Annotated in this window: 11 protein-coding genes; 8 read left to right on the forward strand and 3 right to left on the reverse strand. The window is 75.9% G+C overall.

Translation table 11 applies throughout. The features are described from left to right. Positions 1–30 precede the first annotated feature (30 nt). Entirely contained in the window at positions 31–624 is a 594-nt protein-coding gene (locus AB0J72_RS20560) for a response regulator transcription factor (protein ID WP_363400923.1), read from the reverse strand. Next, positions 552–953: an SH3 domain-containing protein gene (locus AB0J72_RS20565; RefSeq protein WP_363400925.1), complete on the reverse strand. Its 402-nt coding sequence runs from the start codon at positions 951–953 to the stop codon at positions 552–554. Before AB0J72_RS20565 ends, AB0J72_RS20560 begins: the two co-directional genes overlap by 73 nt. A gap of 290 nt (positions 954–1,243) precedes the next feature. On the opposite strand from AB0J72_RS20565, the gene AB0J72_RS20570 reads away from it, so the two are divergent. After that, positions 1,244–2,449, forward strand: coding sequence for a hypothetical protein (locus AB0J72_RS20570; RefSeq protein WP_363400927.1), 1,206 nt, complete (start codon positions 1,244–1,246; stop codon positions 2,447–2,449). A 59-nt stretch (positions 2,450–2,508) separates the two neighbouring features. Here AB0J72_RS20570 and AB0J72_RS20575 read toward each other — a convergent pair whose 3' ends face one another. Beyond that, a complete protein-coding gene (locus tag AB0J72_RS20575) occupies positions 2,509–3,834 on the reverse strand; it encodes a hypothetical protein (RefSeq protein ID WP_363400929.1) in 1,326 nt (441 codons plus the stop codon). Between the two features lie 77 nt (positions 3,835–3,911). Here AB0J72_RS20575 and AB0J72_RS20580 point away from each other — a divergent pair, with 77 nt between their 5' ends. From AB0J72_RS20580 to AB0J72_RS20610, 7 genes are read left to right on the forward strand one after another with little or no spacing between them, the layout of a single operon-like run. Beyond that, positions 3,912–5,375 (forward strand): class I adenylate-forming enzyme family protein, encoded by a 1,464-nt coding sequence (locus AB0J72_RS20580; protein ID WP_363400931.1) that lies wholly within the window; start codon positions 3,912–3,914, stop codon positions 5,373–5,375. Then, entirely contained in the window at positions 5,372–6,832 is a 1,461-nt protein-coding gene (locus AB0J72_RS20585; protein WP_363400933.1) for a condensation domain-containing protein, read from the forward strand. Before AB0J72_RS20580 ends, AB0J72_RS20585 begins: the two co-directional genes overlap by 4 nt. After that, positions 6,813–7,727 carry a thiamine pyrophosphate-dependent dehydrogenase E1 component subunit alpha gene (locus AB0J72_RS20590; RefSeq protein ID WP_363400935.1) on the forward strand — a complete coding sequence of 305 codons (915 nt, stop codon included), beginning with the start codon at positions 6,813–6,815 and terminating at the stop codon, positions 7,725–7,727. Before AB0J72_RS20585 ends, AB0J72_RS20590 begins: the two co-directional genes overlap by 20 nt. Then, a complete protein-coding gene (locus AB0J72_RS20595) occupies positions 7,724–8,692 on the forward strand; it encodes a transketolase C-terminal domain-containing protein (protein WP_363400937.1) in 969 nt (322 codons plus the stop codon). Before AB0J72_RS20590 ends, AB0J72_RS20595 begins: the two co-directional genes overlap by 4 nt. Continuing rightward, the gene (locus AB0J72_RS20600) at positions 8,685–9,779 is read left to right on the forward strand and encodes a 2-oxo acid dehydrogenase subunit E2 (RefSeq protein ID WP_363400939.1); all 1,095 of its coding nucleotides are present in this window, start codon (positions 8,685–8,687) and stop codon (positions 9,777–9,779) included. The genes AB0J72_RS20595 and AB0J72_RS20600 overlap by 8 nt, the downstream gene beginning before the upstream one ends. Continuing rightward, positions 9,776–15,838, forward strand: coding sequence for an amino acid adenylation domain-containing protein (locus AB0J72_RS20605; RefSeq protein WP_363400941.1), 6,063 nt, complete (start codon positions 9,776–9,778; stop codon positions 15,836–15,838). Before AB0J72_RS20600 ends, AB0J72_RS20605 begins: the two co-directional genes overlap by 4 nt. Beyond that, complete coding sequence (locus AB0J72_RS20610; RefSeq protein WP_363400943.1) at positions 15,835–21,354, forward strand: amino acid adenylation domain-containing protein; 5,520 nt, start codon at positions 15,835–15,837, stop codon at positions 21,352–21,354. The genes AB0J72_RS20605 and AB0J72_RS20610 overlap by 4 nt, the downstream gene beginning before the upstream one ends. Positions 21,355–21,362 lie beyond the last annotated feature (8 nt).

Raw genomic sequence — 21,362 nt, forward strand, 5'->3', positions numbered from 1 at the left:
GTCGTAGCGGCCTGCAACCAGCGTGGTAGCTCAGCCGGCGAGGCCCGGTGTCACCAGCCCCGTCTCGTACGCCAGCACCACCGCCTGGGCCCGGCTGGCCAGCCCGAGCTTGCTCATCGCCCGGTTCAGGTGGGTCTTGACGGTCGCCTCCGAAATGATCAGCCGCCCGGCGATGTCGAGGTTCGACAGTCCCCTGCCGACCAGCCGCAGCACCTCCCGTTCCCGGGTGGTGAGCTCGACGAGCTGCTCCGGCGCGTGCGACGCGGGCTGCCCGCCGCCGGTGTACGCCTCGACCAGGCGGCGGGTCACGCTGGGGGCGAAGAGCATCTCGCCCTCCGCCACCGCGGCGACCGCGGACAGGAGGCGCTCGGGGGGCGTGTCCTTGAGCAGGAAGCCGTGCGCGCCGGCCCGCAGCGCGTTGTACACGTACTCGTCCAGGTCGAACGTGGTGAGCACGATGACCCGGGGCGGCGCGACCGGCGCCGCGGCGATGATCCGCTCGGTGGCGTCGATCCCGCTCACGTCGCCCGGCATCCGCACGTCCATGAGGATCACGTCCGGCCGGAGCGACCCGGCGAGCCGGATGGCCTCCGCGCCGTCCGCCGCCTCGCCGACCACGTCCACCTCGGGCGCCGCCCGCAGCAGGGCGGCGAGTACAGGCGGACCCAGATGCGGTAACCGTTGACGCTGGATCCGTAGCCCCAGCAGTCGACCTCGACCTTCTGCCCGTTGCGGAGGGTGCCGACCGGGCTGTACCCGGTGCCGGGGCCGGACCGGATCGTCAGCCCGTTCGGGGCGTCCTTGACGTACGCGCACCAGGCACGCGGGTCGCTGCCGCTCGACCCGCACCGGACCGGGTCGGCGCTCGCGGGCGACGCGACGACGAGACTTCCGGCGATCGCGGCGGTGGCCGCCACGGCGGTCGCGGCGATCCTGCGGACTCGCTGGGTCATGCTGGCTCCTCTGGTCGTGGGCAACGGATCTGCCAGGCCCGAAGCTATTCGCCGGCGTGGATGCCACGCATCCGGCAGCGGATTGAACGTGGCGTACGACCTCCGCGTTACCCGGTGTCCCGGGTCAACCCGTCGCCGTACCCGGGTAGCCGATCGATCGCTGTAAGTTTCGGCGGTCGGCCCAGGCCCGTGGCGGCGCGGCGCCCGCGGCGTTGCCGTCCGGGCTCGCGCGACCGTAGCGTCCCCGCGATCAAGGTCCGCGCATCGACGTCGGTGAGGGAGCACATCACATGGGCAGTTATCAGGACGGCGGGCTGCGCGCCCGATTGCGGCGCTCGATCGCCGTGGCGGCGACCATCGCGGGCGTCGCGCTCGGCACGGCGGCCATCGGCGGCCCCGCGGCGGCCGCACCGGAGAGCACCGCGCTGGCCGCCGCCCCGACCATCTCCAGCGTCGCCGCGGGCTACGCCCACACCTGCGGGATCCGGACCGACGCGACGCTGTGGTGCTGGGGCAGCAACTGGAGCGGCGAGCTCGGTGACGGCACCAACGACACCAGGACCACGCCCACCCGGATCGGCACCGGCACCACCTGGGCGGCCATCGACGCCGGCAGCAGCCAGACGTGCGGGGTGAAGGCCGACCACACGCTGTGGTGCTGGGGCAGGAACGTCCGCGGCCAGCTCGGCGACGGCACGACCACGAACCGGAACGCCCCCGTCCAGGTCGGCACCGCCACCACCTGGGCGAGCGTCAGCACCGGCGACGCGCACACCTGCGGCGTCCGCACCGACGGCTCGTTGTGGTGCTGGGGCTTCAACCGCCTCGGCCAGCTGGGCACCGGCACCGCCGACTACTACCTGACCTCGCCGGTCCGGATCGGCACGGCGTCCACCTGGGCGAGCGTCACGGCCGGATACGCGCACACCTGCGGGTCCCGCACCGACGGCACCCTGTGGTGCTGGGGCGACAGCTCGAGCGGGCAGCTCGGGGTGGGCACGCTGAGCTACTCGACCACCCCGGCGCAGGTCGGCACCGCCACCACCTGGAACGGCGTCACCGCCGGATACGCGCACAGCTGCGGCACCCGCACCGACGGCACCCTGTGGTGCTGGGGCAACAACGGCTACGGCCAGCTCGGCGCCGCCGGCCCGCTGCAGACCTCCCCGGTGCAGGTCGGCACCGCCACCACCTGGAACAAGGCCAACGCGGGCGACAACACCGTCTGCGCCTCCCGCACCGACGGCAGCTTCTGGTGCTGGGGCAACAACATGGCCGGCGGCCTCGGCGACGGCACCACGACCAACCGCTCCACCCCCACCCGGGTCGGCACCGCCACCACCTGGACGACCGGCTTCGTCGTCAACTACCACACCTGCGGCGTCCGGACCGACGGCAGCCTGTGGTGCTGGGGCAACAACGGCAACTCCCAGCTGGGCGACGGCACCACCACCCAGCGCAACACCCCGGGTCAGGTGACCATCCCGACCACCTGACGGTTCCGGTCGCCGGCCCGGGCCGTCAGCGCCCGGGCCGGCGCGTCATCGGCGCCGGCCTACCCGGCGGCGCGCACCAGCACGGCCTCGACGTGCCTGAGCATGTCGCCGGCCGCCGGCGCCCACGCCGTGTCGAGGTGGCAGGCGATCGTCATCAGCGCGGCGGCCGGGCGGTGCTGGACCGACAGGATGTACCGCGACCCGCCGGGCCGGTCGGGCTGCTCGGTGACGCGGTCCTGCACGGCCGGGTCGGTGAACGGGATGGCCTCGGCGCCGAGTGAGCGGCTGTTCGCCGCGCTGCCCACGATGGACGCGTCGATGTAGTTGAACCGGGCCACGGCCGCGCCCGTCCCGGCCAGCTCGCCGAGGATCTCCGCGCTGACCGCCGCGGCCCGCGCGGGGTCGAGGTTGGCGAACCGGTGGCCGTGCAGCTGGTTGCTGGCCGTGGCCGCCAGCCGCGCGGTCAGGTCGCCGCCCCCGGGCACGAGGACGGGCACCGGCATGACCGCCTTGCGGACCGACGCCTGTGTCCCCGCCGACAGCCGGTTCGCGGCCAGGGCCTGGACACCGGCGCACGGCGAGCCCTCGACCAGGCCTATCGCCGAGCCGAACGCGGTCAGGTAGACCGCCGACACCGGCACACCGGCGCGGGTGGCGACGGCCTGCGCGGCCCGGGCGGCGTGCGCCGAGGCGAGCCACCGGGACCGCAGCACCGGGTCCGCCGCCGCCGTCCCGCCCTCCGGGCGCCAGCCGGACAGCCCGTCGCGCAGCGCGCCCAGCTGCCGCCGCCAGTGCGCCTCGGCGCGCTCGGCGTGGGCCAGACCCGGAGCGGACGTCTCCCACTCGGCGGTCTCCAGGGGCTGCTCCGGCGCGGGCCCGCCGTCGAACGCCGCACGTCCGCCCATCCGGCTCCGCAAGGCTTGCAAGAAGTCGCTCCGGAGCACCCGCATGCCCCACCCGTCGACCGCGGAGTGGTCGGCGACGATCCCGATCCGTCGCACGGCGCCGGCGGCCACCGCCAGCACGAAGAGCACGGGCGGCTGCTCGCCGAGGCGGAACGCCGTGGCCGTGGCCGCCGCGATCGCCGCGTCGGCCTCGGTGCCGGCCGGCGCGACCCGCACCACCTCGCCCAGCCGCTCCGCCGCCGGGAGTACATGCTGCTCACGAACGCCGGGGCCGGTCACGGGCAGGAGCGTCCGCAGCCCTTCGTGCCGGTCGAGCAGGTCGCCGATCGCGGCCAGCGCGACGCCGACCGGTGCGCCGGCGCCGTCGACCACGCCGGTGAAGTTCGCGGCGGAGGACCACGGCGAGTCCGCGTCGATGCCGACGTCCAGGAACCACTCACGTTGCGCGCAGGTCAGCGGCCCCCGTCGAGTCGGTTTCATTCCCGTTCCTGTTCAGTTTCTAAAGTCGAGTGCGTTGGATATTGCAGGACTTCACTGCGTCATGCAACCCTGTTGCCGTGGTTTTGCACGCCGTCCCGCCGACGGTTCCCCGCCTCCTCACCGGCCGGTCCACATCGGACCCGGACCGCGAGGCGCTGGTCGTCGACGGCGTCGGGGCGCTGACCTTCGGCGCCTGGCAGCGCCGTGCCACGGGCCTCGCCGAGCGGCTGCGGCAGCGCCGCGTCGCGCCGGGTGACCGCGTCGGCCTGCGGTTCGGCGCCGCCGAATGGCTCGACTTCGCGGTCGCCTACGTGGCGGTGCAGCGATTAGGCGCGGTCGCCGTGCCGGTCCCCGGCGACGCGGCGCCCGCCGAGCTGGCGTACGTGCTCGCCGACTGCGCCGCCACCGGTCTCGTGCACGGGGGCGGCGCGCCCGGCTGGACCGGCGGGTGGACCCACGCCGCGACCGACGGCGACGACGACACCGGCGACGGCGGCGCGGATCTGTCCACATCGGACGGTCTGGCCCAGATCCTGTACACGTCCGGCACGACGGCGCGGCCCAAGGGGGTCGCCGCCACCCACGCCAACCTCACGTACGGGGCGGGCGCCCGGCACCGGCCGTTCCGCCACTCGCGCCACCTGCTGCACGCGTTCGCGATCGGCACGAACGCGGCCCAGGTCATGCTGATGACCGCGCTGCTCGCCCACCCCGCCGTGGTGACGCTGCCGCAGTTCACCCCGTTGCGCTTCGCGCGCGCCATCGCCCGCTGGTCCGCCGGCACGGTGTTCGTCGTCCCGGCGATGGCCATGGAGCTGCTCGCCGTGGCCGAGGGCCACGACCTGAGCAGCGTCCGGCTGCTCGGGTCGGCCGCCGCGCCGCTGCCGGGGCCGGTCGCCGCCCGCCTCGCGGCCGCGTTCCCGAACGCGACGATCGTCAACTACTACACCTCGACCGAGGCCGCCCCGGCGCAGACCGCTATGACGTACGACCCGGAGCGCCCGGACAGCGTGGGCCGGCCGATCGCCGGCGGCGGCCTGCGCGTCACCGACGACGACGGGCGGCCCTGCGCGCCGGGCGAGATCGGCGCCGTCTGGATGCGCTCCCCCGCCCCGCCCCGCACGTACGTCGGCGACACCGTGACGAGCGGTGCCACCTTCCAGGACGGCTGGGTCCGGATGGGCGACGTCGGCTACGTCGACGAGGACGGTTTCCTGTTCCTCGTCGAGCGGGACGGCGACCTGGTCAAGACCGGCGCCCACCGGGTGTCGACGCTGCAGGTCGAGGCGGCCATCCACGAGCACCCGGCGGTCGCCGACGCCGCCGTCGTCGGGCTGCCCCACGAGGTGCTCGGCGTCGAGCTGGCCGCCGTGATCGTGGTCGGCGGCGGCGCGGCACTGACCCCGCAGGCGCTGCGGGCGTTCCTCGCCGGCCGCCTCGCGCCGCACGAGATCCCTTCCCTCGTCCACGTCGTGGACAAGCTTCCGCGCAACCGCGGCGGCAAGGTCGACAAACGATCCCTGCGAAGGAGCCTGACGTGATCCAGGCGTCCGCCGTCCAGCACGGCATGCGGCTCGCCGCGTCCGGTGCCGCCCCCACCGCCTACCACATGCCGCTGGTCGTCACGTTCGCCCACGAACCGGACGCCGGGCTCCTCGCCAAGTCCTGCGCGGCCGTGGTCGAGCGGCACGCGCTGCTGGCCGTCTCGGTCGTCGAGCGCGACGGCGTCACCCACCTCGCCCGCAGCACCGTTCCCGTCCTGCGCGTTGCGGGGCCGGACGAGTCGGTCGAGGAGGAGGCCACCCGCCCCTTCGACCTCGGCGCGGGACCGCTGGTCCGGTTCGCGCTGTTCGGCCGGACGCTGGTCGTCACGGCGCACCACCTGGTCTTCGACGGGCTGTCCAAGGAGGTGCTGCTGCGGGACCTGGCCGCGTTCTACGCCGGTGAGATCCCGGCGCCGCTGCCGCGCACCGCCGAGGACGAGCTCGCCGCCGAGGCGGCACGGCTGGCCGGCGGCCGGGGCGCGGCGGAGGAGTACTGGTCCGGCCGGTGGGCCGAGCCGCTGCCCGTGGTCGTCGGCGAGCACGTCCTCACCGGGCGCGACCACGGGGCCGGTCAGGTGCACGCGTTCGAGCCGCCCGTGCCCGACCTGCCCGGGCTGACCCGGTTCGAGACGCTGCTGGCCGCGGTCCACGCCCTGCTCGGCGGCTACGGCAACCCGCGCGTCACGACCGGCGTCGACGTGTCCACCCGGGAGCCCGGCGCGTTCGACACCGTCGGCCCGTTCGCGACCGAGTTCCCCGTCGACACGCGGCCCGACGCGGACTCCCCGTTCGCGGAGTTCGCCGCCGGGGTCCGGGCGACGCTCCGCGCGATGTACCCGCACCGGTCGGTGCCCCTCGCCCGCGCGGTCCGCCGGCTGCGGCCGCACGCCGCGATCGCGCCCGTCTCCGTCAGCTACCGCCGGGTCGGCGCCGCGCCACGGTTCGACGGCGCCCCGGCGGCCGTCGACTGGCTGGCGTTCGCCGGCAGCGTGCGCGGCGACCTGCAGCTGCAGGCGGTCGACGACGGCACGACGGTCACCGCCCGGCTGCGCCACTCGGCCGCCGCGGCGCCGGTCGCCGCACGGTTCGCCGGCGACCTCTGCGCGGTGCTCACCCGGGTCGCCGCCGATCCGCGGACCCTGCTGCGCGACCTGGGCCCCGCCGCCGCCCCGGGCACCTCCGCGCCGCCTGCCGCGGTCGAGGCGGGGGCCGCCGCGCCGGCACCGGCCCGCGGCGGTGAGCTCGTGGAGCCGGTCCTGGCCATCTGGTGCGACGTGCTCGGCGACCCCGCCATCGGCCCCGACGACGACCTGTTCGACCTGGGCGGCGACTCGCTGACCGCGACGCAGATCATCGCGCGGATGCGCAAGACGCTCGGCGTCGACGTCGACATCGACACGTTCTTCGACCACCCGACGGTCAACGGAGTCGTGGATGCCGTCAGCGCTTCCTGAGGCGCTCGCCGAGGCCCCCGCTGAGGCGCCCGCTGAGGCGCCCGACCGGGCGGCGATGCTGCTCATCCGGCACTTCGAGACGGCGCTGCTGGACCTCTTCGCGCGCGGCGAGCTGTCCGGGACCACGCACACCTGCCTCGGCCAGGAGTACGTGCCCGTGGCGGTGAGCGGCCTGCTCGGACCGGACGACCACGTGCTGAGCAACCACCGCGGGCACGGCCACTACCTCGCGCGGTTCGACGACCCGGAGGGGCTCCTCGCGGAGATCATGGGCCGGGCCGGCGCCGTGTGCCACGGCGTCGGCGGCAGCCAGCACATCCACCGGCGCGGATACCTCTCCACCGGCGTGCAGGGCGAGAGCCTGCCGGTCGCGGCCGGGCTCGCGCTGCACCTGCGCCGCCACCGGCCGGGCGCGCTCGCCTGCGCGTACATCGGCGACGGCACCTGGGGCGAGGGCGCGGTGTACGAGGCGCTCAACATCGCCGCGCTGTGGCGGCTGCCGCTGCTGGTCGTGGTGGAGCACAACGGGATCGCCCAGTCGACGCCCACCGGGCACGCCATGGCCGGCACCGTCGCCGGGCGAGCCGCCGCGTTCGGACTGGCCCACACGCTGGTCACCGCGACCGACCCGGCCCGCATCAGGGCGGAGCTCGCCCCGTTCGTCGCCGGTGTACGCGACGGCGCGCCGCTCGTCGTCGAGTTCCGCGCCCCGCGGCTCGGCCCGCACAGCAAGGGCGACGACACCCGCCCCGCCGACCAGGTCGCGGCCCTGGCCGACTGGTACCCGGCGGTGGCCGCCGCCGCACCGGACCTGGACCGCGCCCAGCGCGACCGCGTCGCCCGCGTCGTCGCCGAGGTGTCGGCCCGCCCACCCGCCGAGTGGGCCGTCTCATGAGGGTCGCCGAGAACATCAACACCGCGCTGCACACGGTCCTGGCGGGCGACGAGCGGGCGTACCTCATCGGTGAGGACCTCCTCGACCCGTACGGCGGCGCGTTCAAGGTCGCGCGCGGGCTCTCCACCCGGTTCCCGGACCGGGTGCTGTCCACCCCGATCAGCGAGTCGGCCATCACCGGCATCGCGGCCGGCCTGGCCCTGGCCGGCGACACCGCGATCGTCGAGTACATGTTCGCCGACTTCCTCACCCTCGGCTTCGACCAGCTGGTCAACTTCGCCGCCAAGTCCGTCACCATGTACGGCGAACGGCTGCCGATGCGCATGGTCGTGCGCTGCCCCAGCGGCGGCGGCCGCGGCTACGGGCCGACGCACAGCCAGAGCCTGACGAAGCACCTGATCGGCGTGCCCGGCCTCGCCGTGTTCGAGATGTCGCCCTTCCGCGACGCGGCCGAGGTGTTCGCCGAGATGCTCGCGCTCGGGCAGCCGTGCGTGTTCGTCGAGGACAAGATCCTCTACACCCGCCGGATGCTGCCCGCCGTGGCCGCCCCGTTCACGGTCGAGGTGCGCGACGGCGTGGCGTACGTCGGGACCGGCGAACGCCCGGAGCTGGTCCTGATCGCGCCGGGCGGCATGGCCGAACGCGCCCTGACGGCGCTGCGGACGCTGCTGATCGAGCAGGAGATCGCCGGACTGCTGGTCGTTCCTTCGCGGCTGTACCCGGTGCGCCTCGACCTGCCGCCCGTCCCGCACGTCGTGGTGGCCGAGGACGGCACCGCCGGCGGCACCTGGGGCGCCGAGGTCGCGCATCACGTCCACGCGCGCCACTTCGCGGACCTCGCCGCGCCCGTGACGCTCGTCCACGGCGCCGACGCCGTCATCCCCGCCGCACCACACCTGGAGCGTCACGTGCTCGTGAGCGCCGGCACCATCCACGACGCCTTGATGAGGACCGTCCGTGCCTGAGATCGCGGTGCCGAAGCTCAACACCAACGACGACAGCTACGTGCTGCTCGCCTGGCTCGCCCCGGACGGCGAGGCGGTGCCGGCCGGCGCGCCGGTCGCCGAGGTGGAGACGTCGAAGGCGGTCGAGGAGCTGACCGCCGCGACGGGCGGCGTCCTGCGCCACCGCGCGGCGACCGGCGCCGAGATCGCCCCCGGTCAGGTGATCGCCCTCCTCGACGACCCCACCGCCGCCGGCGCGGCACCGGTCCCGGGACCGGCCGGCGACGACGGCCCGACGATCACCGCGCCGGCCCGCGCCCGCATGGCCGAGCTCGGTGTCAGCGCCGAGCAGGTCGCCGCGCTCGGCCGCCCGATCGTCCGCCGCGCCGACGTCGACGCACTGGTGGCCGTACCGCCGCCGGTGGCGACCGGAACGGCGACCGGCAGCCTGTCCCGCAACCAGCGTGCGGTCGCCCGGACGGTGGCCCGGTCGCACGCCACCGTCCCGGCCGCGTACACCGCGATGACGATCGACGTCGGCGCCGCCCTGGAGCGGATGCCCCGGCTGACCCGCGCGGTGCGGCGGCCCGTCGGCCTCGCCGAGCTGTTCGTCGCCGCGATCGGGGCGGCGCACGCCGAGCACCCGATGTGCTTCGCGCGGCTCGACGACGACGGCCACACCCTGCACCCGGGCGGCGCCGCGCACGTCGGCGTCACCGTCGACCTCGGCGAGGGCCTGTACGTGCCGGTGGTCCGCGACGCCGGCACCGCGACGGTCGCCGAGATCGCCCGCGCCCTCGCCAGGTTCCGGGTCACGGCGGCCGGCGGCGCGTTCCGTCCGTCCGAACTGGACGGTGCGACCATCACGCTGACCCTGCACCAGGACGCCAATGTGAGCCTGGCGATCCCGATCGTGTACCCGGGCCAGACCTGCGCGGTCGCGGTCACGGCCCCGCGCCCCGAGCTGCACCTCGGCGACGACGGCACGCCGGCGACCCGGACCGTGAGCCAGGTCGGTCTCGCCTACGACCACCGCGTCGTCAACGGCCGCGAGGCGGCCCGCTTCCTGGCCGCGCTGGCCCGGACGCTGCAGGAGGAGCCGCGATGAGGCCGCTGCTGCCCGGCCAGGAGCGGCTGTGGTTCCTGCACCAGCTGGATCCGGCCGACGCGTCGTACCACCTGCCGCTGGTCCTGCACGTGCGCGGCCGCCTGGACCGGGCCGCCCTGGAGCGCGCGCTGGCCGCGGTGACCGACCGGCACGAGACCCTGCGGTCCCGGGTCGCGCAGCTCGACGGCGCGCCCGTGCTGGTGCCGGCCGCCGGCGGCGTCCCGTTGGAGACCGCCGCCGCGACCGGCCTGGAGGAGGCCCGCGACCTGGTCGCCGCGTTCGTGACGCGGCCGTTCGACCTCTCCGCCGGCCCGATGGCCCGCTGCCTGCTGATCGGCGTCGGGCCGGACGAGCACGTGCTCGCGCTCGCCGCGCACCACGTCGCGGCCGACGGCTGGTCGCTGCGGGTGCTGCGCCGCGACCTCGACGCGCTGTACCAGGCGTACGCCACCGGCACCCCGGCGGCGCTGCCGGACCTGCCGGAGCCGCCGCCGGTCCCGGTCGACGCCGCGCCGGACCTCGGGTACTGGACCGGACGGCTCGCCGGCGCCCCGGTGCTGGACCTGGCGACCGACCGGCCCCGCCCCCCGGTGCGCCGCGGCCGCGGCAGCTCCGTCGTCTTCGACATCCCCGTCGACCTGCTGCGCCGCCTGGAGGCCGTGGCCCGGTCCGAGCGCACCACCGTGTTCACCACGCTGGTCGCGGCGTTCTCGCTGCTGCTCGGCCGGATGAGCGGCCAGGACGACGTCTGCCTCGGCACGCCGGTCCTCGGCCGCGACGACCCGGACCTCGACGACCGCGTCGGCTGCTACTCCGAGACCCTGGTCCTGCGGACGGACCTGTCGGGCGACCCGACGTTCCGCGAGCTGCTGCGGACCGCCCGCCGGACCGTGCTCGGCGCGCTGAGCCACGCCGCCCCGTTCGAACGCGTGGTGTCGGCGGTCGGCGCGCCCCGCGACCGCAGCCGCACCCCGCTGTTCCAGGCCATGCTCATGTACCTGCGGCAGGAGCAGGACCGGCCGCGCCTCGGCGGACTCGACGCCGAGCTGCTGGACCACCCGTTCGACGTCGCCCGCACCGACGTGTCCCTCGACGTCATCCAGGGCCCCGAGGCCGCCGTCGGCGTGCTCACGGTCGACCGTGACCTGTTCGACCCCGGCACCGCGCAGCGGTGGATCCGCCGGCTGCTCATCCTGCTCGACGACGCGGCCCGGCGCCCCGACGTCCCGGCCGGTGACCTGCGCCGGCTCGACGACGACGAGCGGCGCGAGGCGCTGACCCGCTGGAACGGCACGGGCGCCGGGGAGACCACCCCGCTGGTCGCCGAGCTGTTCCGGGAGCGGGCCCGGGCGACGCCGGACGCCGTCGCGGTCACCGGCGACGGCGGCGACCTCACCTACCGCGAGCTCGACGCCGAGGTCGACCGGCTGGCCGCGCGCCTCCGCGGGCGCGGGCCGCTGATCGGGGTCGGGCTGTCCCGGCGCCCGGCGATGGTGGTCGCGCTCCTCGCCGTCTGGCGGGCCGGCGCCGCGTACCTGCCGCTCGACCCGGCGTACCCGGCCGACCGGCTCGCGTTCGTCATCGCCGACGCGGGCGTCGGCACGGTGCTCACCGAGCCGGCGTTCGCGGACCGGTTCGGCGCGGCGGCGCTGCTGATCGACGCCTCGGACGACGAGCCGCGGGACGAGGTCGCCCCCGCCGCCGCCGTCGTCGGCCCGGACGACCCGGCCTACGTGCTGTACACGTCCGGGTCCACCGGACGGCCCAAGGGCGTCGTCGTGCCGCACGGCGCGCTCGCCGCGTTCGTCGCCGCGATGGCCGCCGTCACCGGGCCGCAGGCGGGCCGCACCTGGCTGGCGCTCACCTCGCTGTCGTTCGACATCTCCGGGCTCGAGCTGTTCCTGCCGCTCAGCCGTGGCGGCCGGGTCGTCGTCGCCGGCGACGCGCAGACCGGCGACGGCGCGGCGCTGCGGGCGCTCATCGCCGCGACCGGCGTCACCGACGTGCAGGCCACCCCGTCCGGCTGGCGGATGCTGCTCGCCGCCGGCTTCGACCACGACGTGCCGGCCGCGCTGGTCGGCGGTGAGGCGCTGCCGGTGCCGCTCGCCGCCGAGCTGCGCGGCAAGGTCGGCCGGCTGACCAACGTGTACGGCCCGACCGAGACCACGATCTGGTCGACGTACTGGCCGGTGCCCGGCGACCCGGCGGCCGTCACGATCGGCGGCCCGATCCCGGGCACCCGGGTGTACGTCGTCGACGACCGGATGCGGCCCGCCCCCGCCGGCGTGCCCGGCGAGCTCGTCATCGCCGGTGCCGGCGTCGCGCTCGGCTACCTGCGCCGGCCCCGGCTGACCGCCGACCGGTTCGTGCCCGACCCGTGGGGTCCGGCGGGCGCACGGATGTACCGCACCGGCGACCGCGCCCGCCGGCTGGCGGACGGCACGCTGGAGTTCCTCGGCCGGCTCGACACCCAGGTCAAGGTCCGCGGGCACCGGGTCGAGCTGGGCGAGGTCGAGACCGTGCTCGCCGCCTGTCCGGGCGTCGCCGCCGTGGTCGCCGCGGTCCGCGACGACGCGCTCGCCGCGTACGTCACGGCCCGCCCCGGCGCCGGCGTCGACCCGGACGCGATCCGCGACGCGGCCCGCGCCACCCTGCCGGCCTACGCCGTGCCGGCCACGGTAACGGTGCTCGACGCGCTGCCGCTCACCCCGAACGGCAAGGTGGACCGGGCCGCCCTGCCCGACCCGCGACCGTCCGCCACCGCCGCGTACGTGCCACCGCGCACCGCGGCCGAGACCCGCGTCGCCGCGGTGTTCGCCGAGGTGTTCGGCGTCGCGGTGGGCGCCCACGACGACTTCTTCGCGCTCGGCGGCCACTCGCTGCTGGCCGTCAAGGTCGCGGCGCGGCTGCCCGGCCTGACCGTCCGCGACCTGTTCGACCATCCGGCGGTCGAGGCCCTCGCCCTGCGGATCCCGGCCGCCGCCGGCGACGCCGGTGCCGGCCCGCCGGACCGCGCGCCGGCGCTGTCCGACGCCCAGCGCCGCCTCTGGTTCCTGCAGCGGCTGGACCCGCGCGACGCGTCGTACAACATGTTCCTGGTGCTGCGCCTGCGCGGCCGGCTGGACCGCCACGCGCTGCGGCGGGCCCTGGACGCCCTCGCCGCCCGGCACGTCGCGCTGCGGTGCGCCTACCCGGAGGTCGGGGGCGAGCCGGCCGTCGAGGTCGGGCCCGCGACCGTGCCGTTCGAGGAGATCCCGCTGGAGTCCGCGGCCGAGCCGGAGGCGGCGGCCCGGGCCGCCGTCGCGGACCGGACGAACGCGCCGTTCGACCTCCGGGCCGGCGCGCCGGTGCGGGCCGCGCTGCTCCGGCTCGCCCCCGACGATCACGTCCTCTGCCTGGTCGTGCACCACATCGCCGGGGACGGCTGGTCGCTCAACGTCCTGCGGGAGGACCTCGCCGCGCTCTACGCCGGGCTGCCGTTGGCGCCGCTGCCGCCCGTACCGGCGAACGACGGCGACCAGGAGGCCGACCTCGCCTACTGGCGGGACCGCCTCGCCGAGCCGACCGCGCTCGACCTGCCGACGGACCGGCCCCGCCCGGCCGAGCCCACCCACCGCGGCGAGTTCCTCGGCGCCCACCTGCCGGCCGGCGTCACCGCCCGCCTCGAGGGCCTGGCCGGCCAGGCCCGCACCAGCCTCTTCGCCGTGCTGCTCGCGGCCTACCAGGTGCTGCTCGCCCGGCACACCGGCCAGTCCGACGTCCTGGTCGGCTCGACCCTGGCGGCCCGGGACCGGGTCGAGACCGAGCGGGCCGTCGGCTACTTCGCCAGGACCGTCGTGCTGCGCAACCAGGTCGACCCGGCCGAGCCGTTCACCGGCCTGCTCGGCCGGGCCCGCGAGTGCGTGCTGGACGCGCTCACCCACGCCGAGGCGCCGTTCGAGCACCTCGCCGCCGGGGCGGCGCCGCTGTTCCAGACCATGTGCATCCTGCACACCCAGGACGAGGGCACCCAGGTCGACCGGTTCGCCGACCTGCACGCGTCGTTCTTCGACTCCGGCTACCGGCAGGCCAAGTTCGACCTGATGCTGGAGGCGTGGCGGGCCGCCGACGGCCTGACGCTCGTCTTCGGCTACGACACCGACCTGCTCGACGCGGCGACCGTCGAGCGCTGGGCCCGCCGGTTCGAGGTGCTGTGCGCCGGCATCGCCGCCGACCCGGGCGCCGCGGTCGGCGCGCTGCCGCTGCTGACCGCCGCCGACGAGGCGCTCGTCGGCTCGCTCGCCGCCCCGCCGCCCTCCCCGCCGCAGCCGCCGGCTCCCGGGCTGCCCCGGCTCGCGGCGCCGAACGCGGTCGCGATCCGCTGCGGGACCGAGTCGCTGACGTACGCCGAGCTCAACCGCCGGGCCGACGCACTCGCCTTGGCGCTGCGCGCGGCGGTCGCCGCGGGTCCGCCGGTCGTCGCCGTCGCCGCGCACCGGGACATCGGCACGATCGTCGCGCTGCTGGCGGTCTGGCGGGCCGGCGGCGCGTACCTGCCGATCGACCCGGAGCAGCCGGCCGGGCGGATCGCGGAGCTCGTCGCGGGCAGCGATGCCGGGCTGGCCGTCGGGGACGCGCCCTGGCCGGACGGTCTGCGGGTCGTCGCGCCGCCTGCCGGGACGGTGCCGGCGGTCGACCACGCGGCCCCGGACGGCGCCGCGTACGTGCTGTACACCTCCGGGTCCACCGGCACCCCGAAGGCCGTCGTCGTCGACCACGAGGCGCTCGCCGCCCGGGTCGGCTGGATGCGCCGCGACTACCGGCTCGGCCCGGGCGACACGGTCGTGCAGTTCGCGCCGCTCGCGTTCGACGCGCACGCGGAGGAGCTCTGGCCCGCGCTCGGCGCCGGGGCCACGGTGCGGCTGCTGCCGGACGGCCCGCTCAGCCTGCCCGACGTGCTCGCCGGCCCGGACGGCGCCGGCGTCACCGTGCTCGACCTGCCCACCGCGTACTGGCACGACCTGGTCGCCCAGATCGACGCGATCGCCTGGCCGCCCCGGCTGCGGCTGGTGATCCTCGGCGGCGAGGCGGTGCACGCGGCCGCCGTGGCCCGCTGGCGCGCCCGGTTCGGCGACACCGTGCGGCTGGTGAACACGTACGGCCCCACCGAGGCCACGATCATCGCGACCTCGACCGACCTCGGCCCGGACGACACGACCGGCCCGCCGCCGATCGGCGTGCCGCTGCCCGGGGTGCGCGTCGCGGTCGTCGACGCCGGCCTGCGCCCGGTGCCGCCCGGCGCTTACGGCGAGCTGCTGCTCGGCGGCGCCGGCCTGGCCCGCGGCTACCTCGGCCGGGACGACCTCACCCGGGACCGGTTCGTCACGTGGCCTCTGTCAGGGCGCGGCGCGCGCTGCTACCGGACCGGCGACCGCGTGCGGCTGCGGGCCGACGGCCGCCTCGACTTCGCCGGCCGGCTCGACGACCAGCTGAAGGTCCGCGGGTTCCGGATCGAACCGGCCGAGGTGGAGCACCACCTCCTGGAGTGCCCGGGGGTGACCGGGGCGGTGGTCGTCGCGCACGGCGGCGCCCTGGTCGCGTACGTCGCCGGCACCGCACCGGCCGGCGCGCTGCGCGCCCGGCTCGCGGCCCGGCTCCCCGGCCACCTGGTGCCGGACCGCTGGGTCGCGGTCGACGCGCTCCCCCGTACGCCCACCGGGAAGATCGACCGGCGGGCACTGCCGCCGCCCGGCGACGGCAGTGCCGGGCCCTCCGGACCGTCCACGCCGCCGCGCACCGACGCCGAGCAGCTGATCGCCGACGTCTGGACCGAGGTGCTCGGCATCGGCGGCGTCGGCGTGGACGACGACTTCTTCACCCTCGGCGGCCACTCGCTGCTCGCCGTCCGCGTGGCCGCCCGGCTGCGCGCCATGACCGACCTCGACCTGCCCATCCGTCTGCTCTTCACGCACCGCCGGCTGGCCGACCTGGCCACCGCGGTCGAGCAGCGGCTGCTCGCCGATCTGGCCGAGCTCAGCGACGACGAGGTGGCCGGCCTGCTGGAAGCGGAGACCCGATGACCGTCGACGAAGCCCGCCAGGCGCTGCTGGCCCAACGACTGCGCCGGCGCACGGCGACCCGGACCGTCCCCACCCGGCCGGCCGGCACGGTGCCGCCGCTGTCGTTCGCGCAGGAACGGCTCTGGTTCATGGAGCAGTACGCGCCCGGCAACCGCGCCTACCTCGTGCCGGTGGCCCGGCGGATCCGGCGCCCGGTCGACGCCGACCGGCTGGCCGGGGCGCTGCGCCGCGTCGTCGCCCGGCACGAGGCGCTGCGGACCCGGTTCCCAGCCCGGGACGACGGGATCCCGACGCTCGTCGTCGACGAGGACCCGGCCGTCGACCTGACCGTCGTCGATGTCGCCGACGACGCCGCCGCCCGGGCCGCGGTCGAGGCGGTGCACGCCCGCGGGTTCGACCTCGCCGCCGAGCAGCCGCTGCGGGCCGCGCTGGTCCGGTTGTCCCCGGACGACGCGATCCTGGCCATGGCCGTGCACCACATCGCGATCGACGGCTGGTCCGTGCCGCTGCTGCTGGCCGAGCTGATGACCGCGTACGACGGCGGCGACCTGCCCGCCCTGCCCGTCCAGTACGGCGACTACGCGGCCTGGCAGCGCGACAAGCCGGCGCCCGACGTCGCCCGCTGGGCGGAGCGCCTGGACGGCGTCGAGCCCCTCGCGCTGCCGACGGACCGGCCGCGCCCGGCCGAGCTGACCTACGACGGCGGCAGCGTCGAGTTCGAGCTCGACGCCGGTCTCGCGGCCGGCATCCGGGCCCTCGCCGACAACCACGGCGCCTCGCTGTACATGACGATGCTGGCCGCCTACGCCTGCCTGCTCGGCCGGCACGCGCACCAGAACCGTCTCACGATCGGCTCCCCCGTCGCCGGCCGCGGCGTCCCGGAGCTGGAGAACCTCATCGGCTGCTTCGTCAACACGCTCGTCATGCCCGTCGACCTGAGCGGCGACCCGACGTTCACCGAGCTGCTGCTGCGGGTGCGGGAGACCGCGCTCACCGGGCTCGCCGACGCCGACACGCCCTTCGAACGCGTCGTCGCCGACCTCAACCTGCCCCGCGACGTGTCCCGGTCGCCGCTGTTCCAGGCGCTGCTCGCGGTGCAGAACTACGGCACGGGCGGCGGCGACGGCCTCGACGGGTACGAGATCAGGTCGTGGGCGACCCGCTACGACCTCGAGCTGTACATCAGCGACACCGCCGACGGCGGGCTGTGGGGCCAGTTCATCCACAACACGGCGCTCTTCGACGCGGCGACCGTGCGGCGGCTCGTCAGCCACCTGACCGCGCTGCTGCGCGGCGCCGTCGCCGACCCGCTGACGCCGGTGGCCGCGCTCGACCTGCGCGACGACGACGAACGCGCGGCGCAGGCCGCCTGGAACGCGACCGCCGCCCCGTTCGACGCGGGCGCCACCCTGCCCGGCCTGTTCGCCGCGCAGGTCGCCGCCACCCCGGCCGCGCCGGCCGTGACGTTCGACGGCACCACGTGGAGCTACGCCGAGCTGGACGCCTACTGCGACCGGGTGGCCGCGGCGCTGCGGCCGGTGGGCGCCGGACCGGGCACGCGGATCGGCGTGTGCGCGCCGCGCTCGCTGCAGCTGCCCGGCGCGCTGCTCGGCGTGCTGCGCACCGGCGCCGCGTACGTGCCGCTCGACCCCGACTACCCGGTCGAACGGCTGGCCTTCATGGCGACCGACGCGGACCTGCGGGCCGTGCTCGTCCTCGACCCGCCGGCCGGCTGGGGATCGGAGCTGGCCGACGCGTTCGCCACCTGCCCGGTGATCCGCCTCGACCACCTCGACCCGGCGGCCCCCTTGCCCGCCACCGCGGACACTTCGACCCGCACCGATCCCCAGTCCGCCGCGGACACGTCAGCTCACACCGATCCCCAGCCCGTCACGGCGGATCCCCTGGCCGCCGCCGCAGATATGTCGGCTCGCTCCGCTCCCCGACATATCCGAAATTTCAACATTTTATCGCTGCCGACCGCCACCGACACCGCCTACGTCATCTACACCTCCGGCTCGACCGGACGGCCCAAGGGCGTGCCCAACGCGCACCGCGGCGTGGTCAACCGGCTCACCTGGATGCAGGAACGCTTCCAGCTGACCGCCGGCGACGTCGTGCTGCAGAAGACCCCCGCCGGGTTCGACGTGTCCGTCTGGGAGTTCTTCTGGCCGCTCATCGTCGGCGCGCGCCTGGTCCTCGCCCAGCCGGGCGGCCACCGGGATGCGGCGTACCTGCGGACACTCATCGACCGCGAAGGCGTCACCGTCCTGCATTTCGTGCCGTCGATGCTCGCGGCATTCCTCTCCGACGAGACGACGCCCGGCGGCGCCGGGCTGCGCGCCGTCGTCTGCTCCGGCGAGGAGCTGCCGGCCGACCTCGCCCGCCGCTGCCTGGCCGCGCTGCCCGCCGCCGAGCTGCACAACCTGTACGGCCCGACCGAGGCCGCCATCGACGTCAGCGCCTGGGCCGTCACCACCGAGTCGCTCGGCGACGCCCACCGCGTGCCGATCGGCGCCCCGGTCGCCAACACCACCCTGCACGTCCTCGACGACCGGCTCCGTCCGCAGCCCGTCGGGGTGCCCGGCGAGCTGCACATCGGCGGCGTCCAGGTCGCGGAGGGCTACCTGCGGCGGCCGCGGCTGACCGCCGAACGCTTCGTGCCCGACCCCTTCGGTGCGCCCGGCGCCCGGCTGTACCGCACCGGCGACCTGGCCCGCTGGCGCCCCGACGGCACGCTGGAGTTCCTCGGCCGCATCGACGGGCAGGTCAAGCTGCGCGGCCAGCGCATCGAGCTCGGCGAGATCGAGGCGGTGCTGCGCGAGCAGCCGGGCGTCCGGGACGCCGCCGTCGTCGTCCGCGAGGACCGCCCCGGCGACCAGCGGCTCGTCGCGTACGTCGTCGGCGCCGCGCCGGACCGCGCCGCGCTGAAGCGCCTGCTGCCCGACGCCATGGTCCCGGCCGCGTTCGTCGAGCTCGACGCGCTGCCGCTGTCGGCGAACGGCAAGCTCGACCGGCGCGCCCTCCCGGCCCCGGTCCGCGCGGCGGGCGGCGGGACCGCGCCGGCCACCCCGACCGAGAAGGTCGTCGCCGACGTCTGGTCGGCCGTGCTCAACGTGCCCGCGGTCGGCGCCGACGACGACTTCTTCGACCTCGGCGGCCACTCGCTGCTGGCGACGCAGGTGGTGGCCCGGCTCCGCAGGACCGGCGCCTCGGTCGGTGTCATCGACCTGTTCCAGAACCCGACCGTGCGGGAGCTCGCCGCCCTCATCGACCGGCCCGACGACGGCCCGCGGGCGGTGATCCGCCGCCTCACGCCGAACCGGCCGAAGGCCGCCATCTCCCTGGTCTGCGTGCCGTTCGGCGGCGGCAGCGCCGTGGTGTACCAGCCCCTCGCGGACGCGCTGCCCGAGCGGTACGCGGTCTACTCGGTCGCCATCCCCGGCCACGACGTCGGCGTCATCGAGGACCGGCTCGACTTCGACACGCTCATCGACCGCTGCGTCGCCGAGATCCTCGCGACGATCGAAGGACCGATCAGCCTGTACGGCCACTGCGGCGTCGGGTCGGCCCTCGCCGTCGCCCTCGCGCGGCGGCTGGAGGCGGCCGGCCGGGACGTGCGCACCGTATACATCGGCGCGATGTTCCCGTTCGCCGAACCGCGCGGCCGCCTGGCCCGGACGCTGTCGAAGGTCGCGCGGATGGAGTCGCTGCGCGGCGACCGGATCTACCAGAACTGGCTGACCTCGATCGGCGCCGACCTCGGCGGCCTCGACCCGGCGGAGGCCCGCCACATCGTGCGCAACCTGCGCCGCGACTCCGTCGACGCCGAGCGGTACTACACCGGGATGTACGCGACCGGCGCCGAGCGGCTGCGCGCCTCGTTCGTCACCGTCGTCGGCACCCGCGACCCGGCCACCGAGTTCTACGAGGAACGGTTCCGCGAGTGGCACTTCCTGTCCGACCACAGCGCCGTCGTGGTGCTGCGGGAGGCCGGGCACTTCTTCCTGAAGTACCGGGCCACCGAGATCGCCGAGATCATCGACACGCCCATGTTCGAACCGTCGGCGCCGGCCGACGAGCCGGGCCGCACCTGGTACCGGCACGGTGTGTCGCACGGCCGTGAGGTCGCCACCGGCCCGCAGCCGAGCCTCGGCCGGTTCGCCGCCGTCTCCGCCGGCCAGCTGGCGTCGATGTTCGGGTCGGCGCTCACCGAGTTCGCGATCCCGGTCTGGATCTACCTGACCACCGGGTCGGTCGCGCAGTTCGCGTTGTTCGCGGTGCTCGGCCTCGTCCCGGGTCTGATCACGTTGCCGATCGCCGGCGCGCTCGTCGACCGGCACGACCGGCGCCGCATCGTGCTCGCCGGCGACCTGGCCGCCGGCGGGGTCCAGGCCGTGCTGGCCGCGCTGCTCTGGGCCGGGCAGCTCAGCGTCGCCGCCCTCTATCCGGCCACGGTCGCGCTGTCGGTCGCGCTGTCGTTCCAGCGCATCGCGTACACCTCCGCGATCCCCCAGCTGGTGCCGAAGCGGCTGCTCGGCCACGCCGCCGGCATCGGCCAGCTCGGGGCCGGCCTCGCCCAGCTGCTCGCCCCGCTGCTGGGCGCCGGGCTGCTCGCCACGATCGGGCTGCGCGGCATCCTCACGCTCGACGTGGCGACCTACCTCGTCGCGGTCGTCGTCGTCCTGGCGGTGCGGTTCCCCGCCACCATGCCGTGGCGGCGCCACGAGACGCTGCGCGCGGAGATCGCCGGCGGCTTCCGGTACGTCTGGGGCAACCGGAACTTCCGCCGCATGCTGCTCTGGTTCGCCGTCCTGAACGTGCCGCTGTCCGCGATCTTCCTGATGCTCTCGCCGCTGGTCCTGTCGTTCGGCACGCTGCGTCAGGTCGGCCAGGTGTCGTTCGTCTCCGCGCTCGGCGTGTTCCTCGGCGGCCTGGTGATGGCCGCCTGGGGCGGCCCGCAGCACCGGCGGATGTTCGGCGTCCTCGTCGCGACGCTCGGCCTGGCCGTGTGCGCGCTCGTCACCGGCCTGCGCGAGAACCTGGTCCTGATCGGCGCCGGCGCGCTCGGCCTCGCGCTGGCCCTGACGCTGCTCAACGGCGTGTACACCACGATCATCCAGGTCAAGGTCCCGCAGCGGCTGCACGGGCGGGTGTTCTCCCTGAACACGCTGATCGCGTGGTCGACGATGCCGATCGGGTTCGGGGTCGTCGCGCCCTTCGGCGCCGAGCTGTTCCGCCCGCTGCTGCGCGACGGCGGCCCCCTCGCGGGCAGCCTCGGCCCCATGTTCGGCACCGGACCGCAGCGCGGGCTCGGCCTCATGTTCGCCGTGTTCGCGATCGCCGTCGCCGCGGTCGCCGCGGTCGGGCTGCGGGTGCTGCGCCGCTTCGACGACGAGGTGCCCGACGCCCTCGCCGACGACCTGGTCGGCCTGACCGTGCTGGACACGCCGGCGCCCGACATCCGGCACGCCCTGGACGCGGCGGCGCGGGCCGCCACCCACCGCCCATCGTGAAGGGAACC

It is taken from the genome of Dactylosporangium sp. NPDC049742 (assembly GCF_040674675.1).
Lineage (GTDB): Bacteria > Actinomycetota > Actinomycetes > Mycobacteriales > Micromonosporaceae > Dactylosporangium > Dactylosporangium maewongense.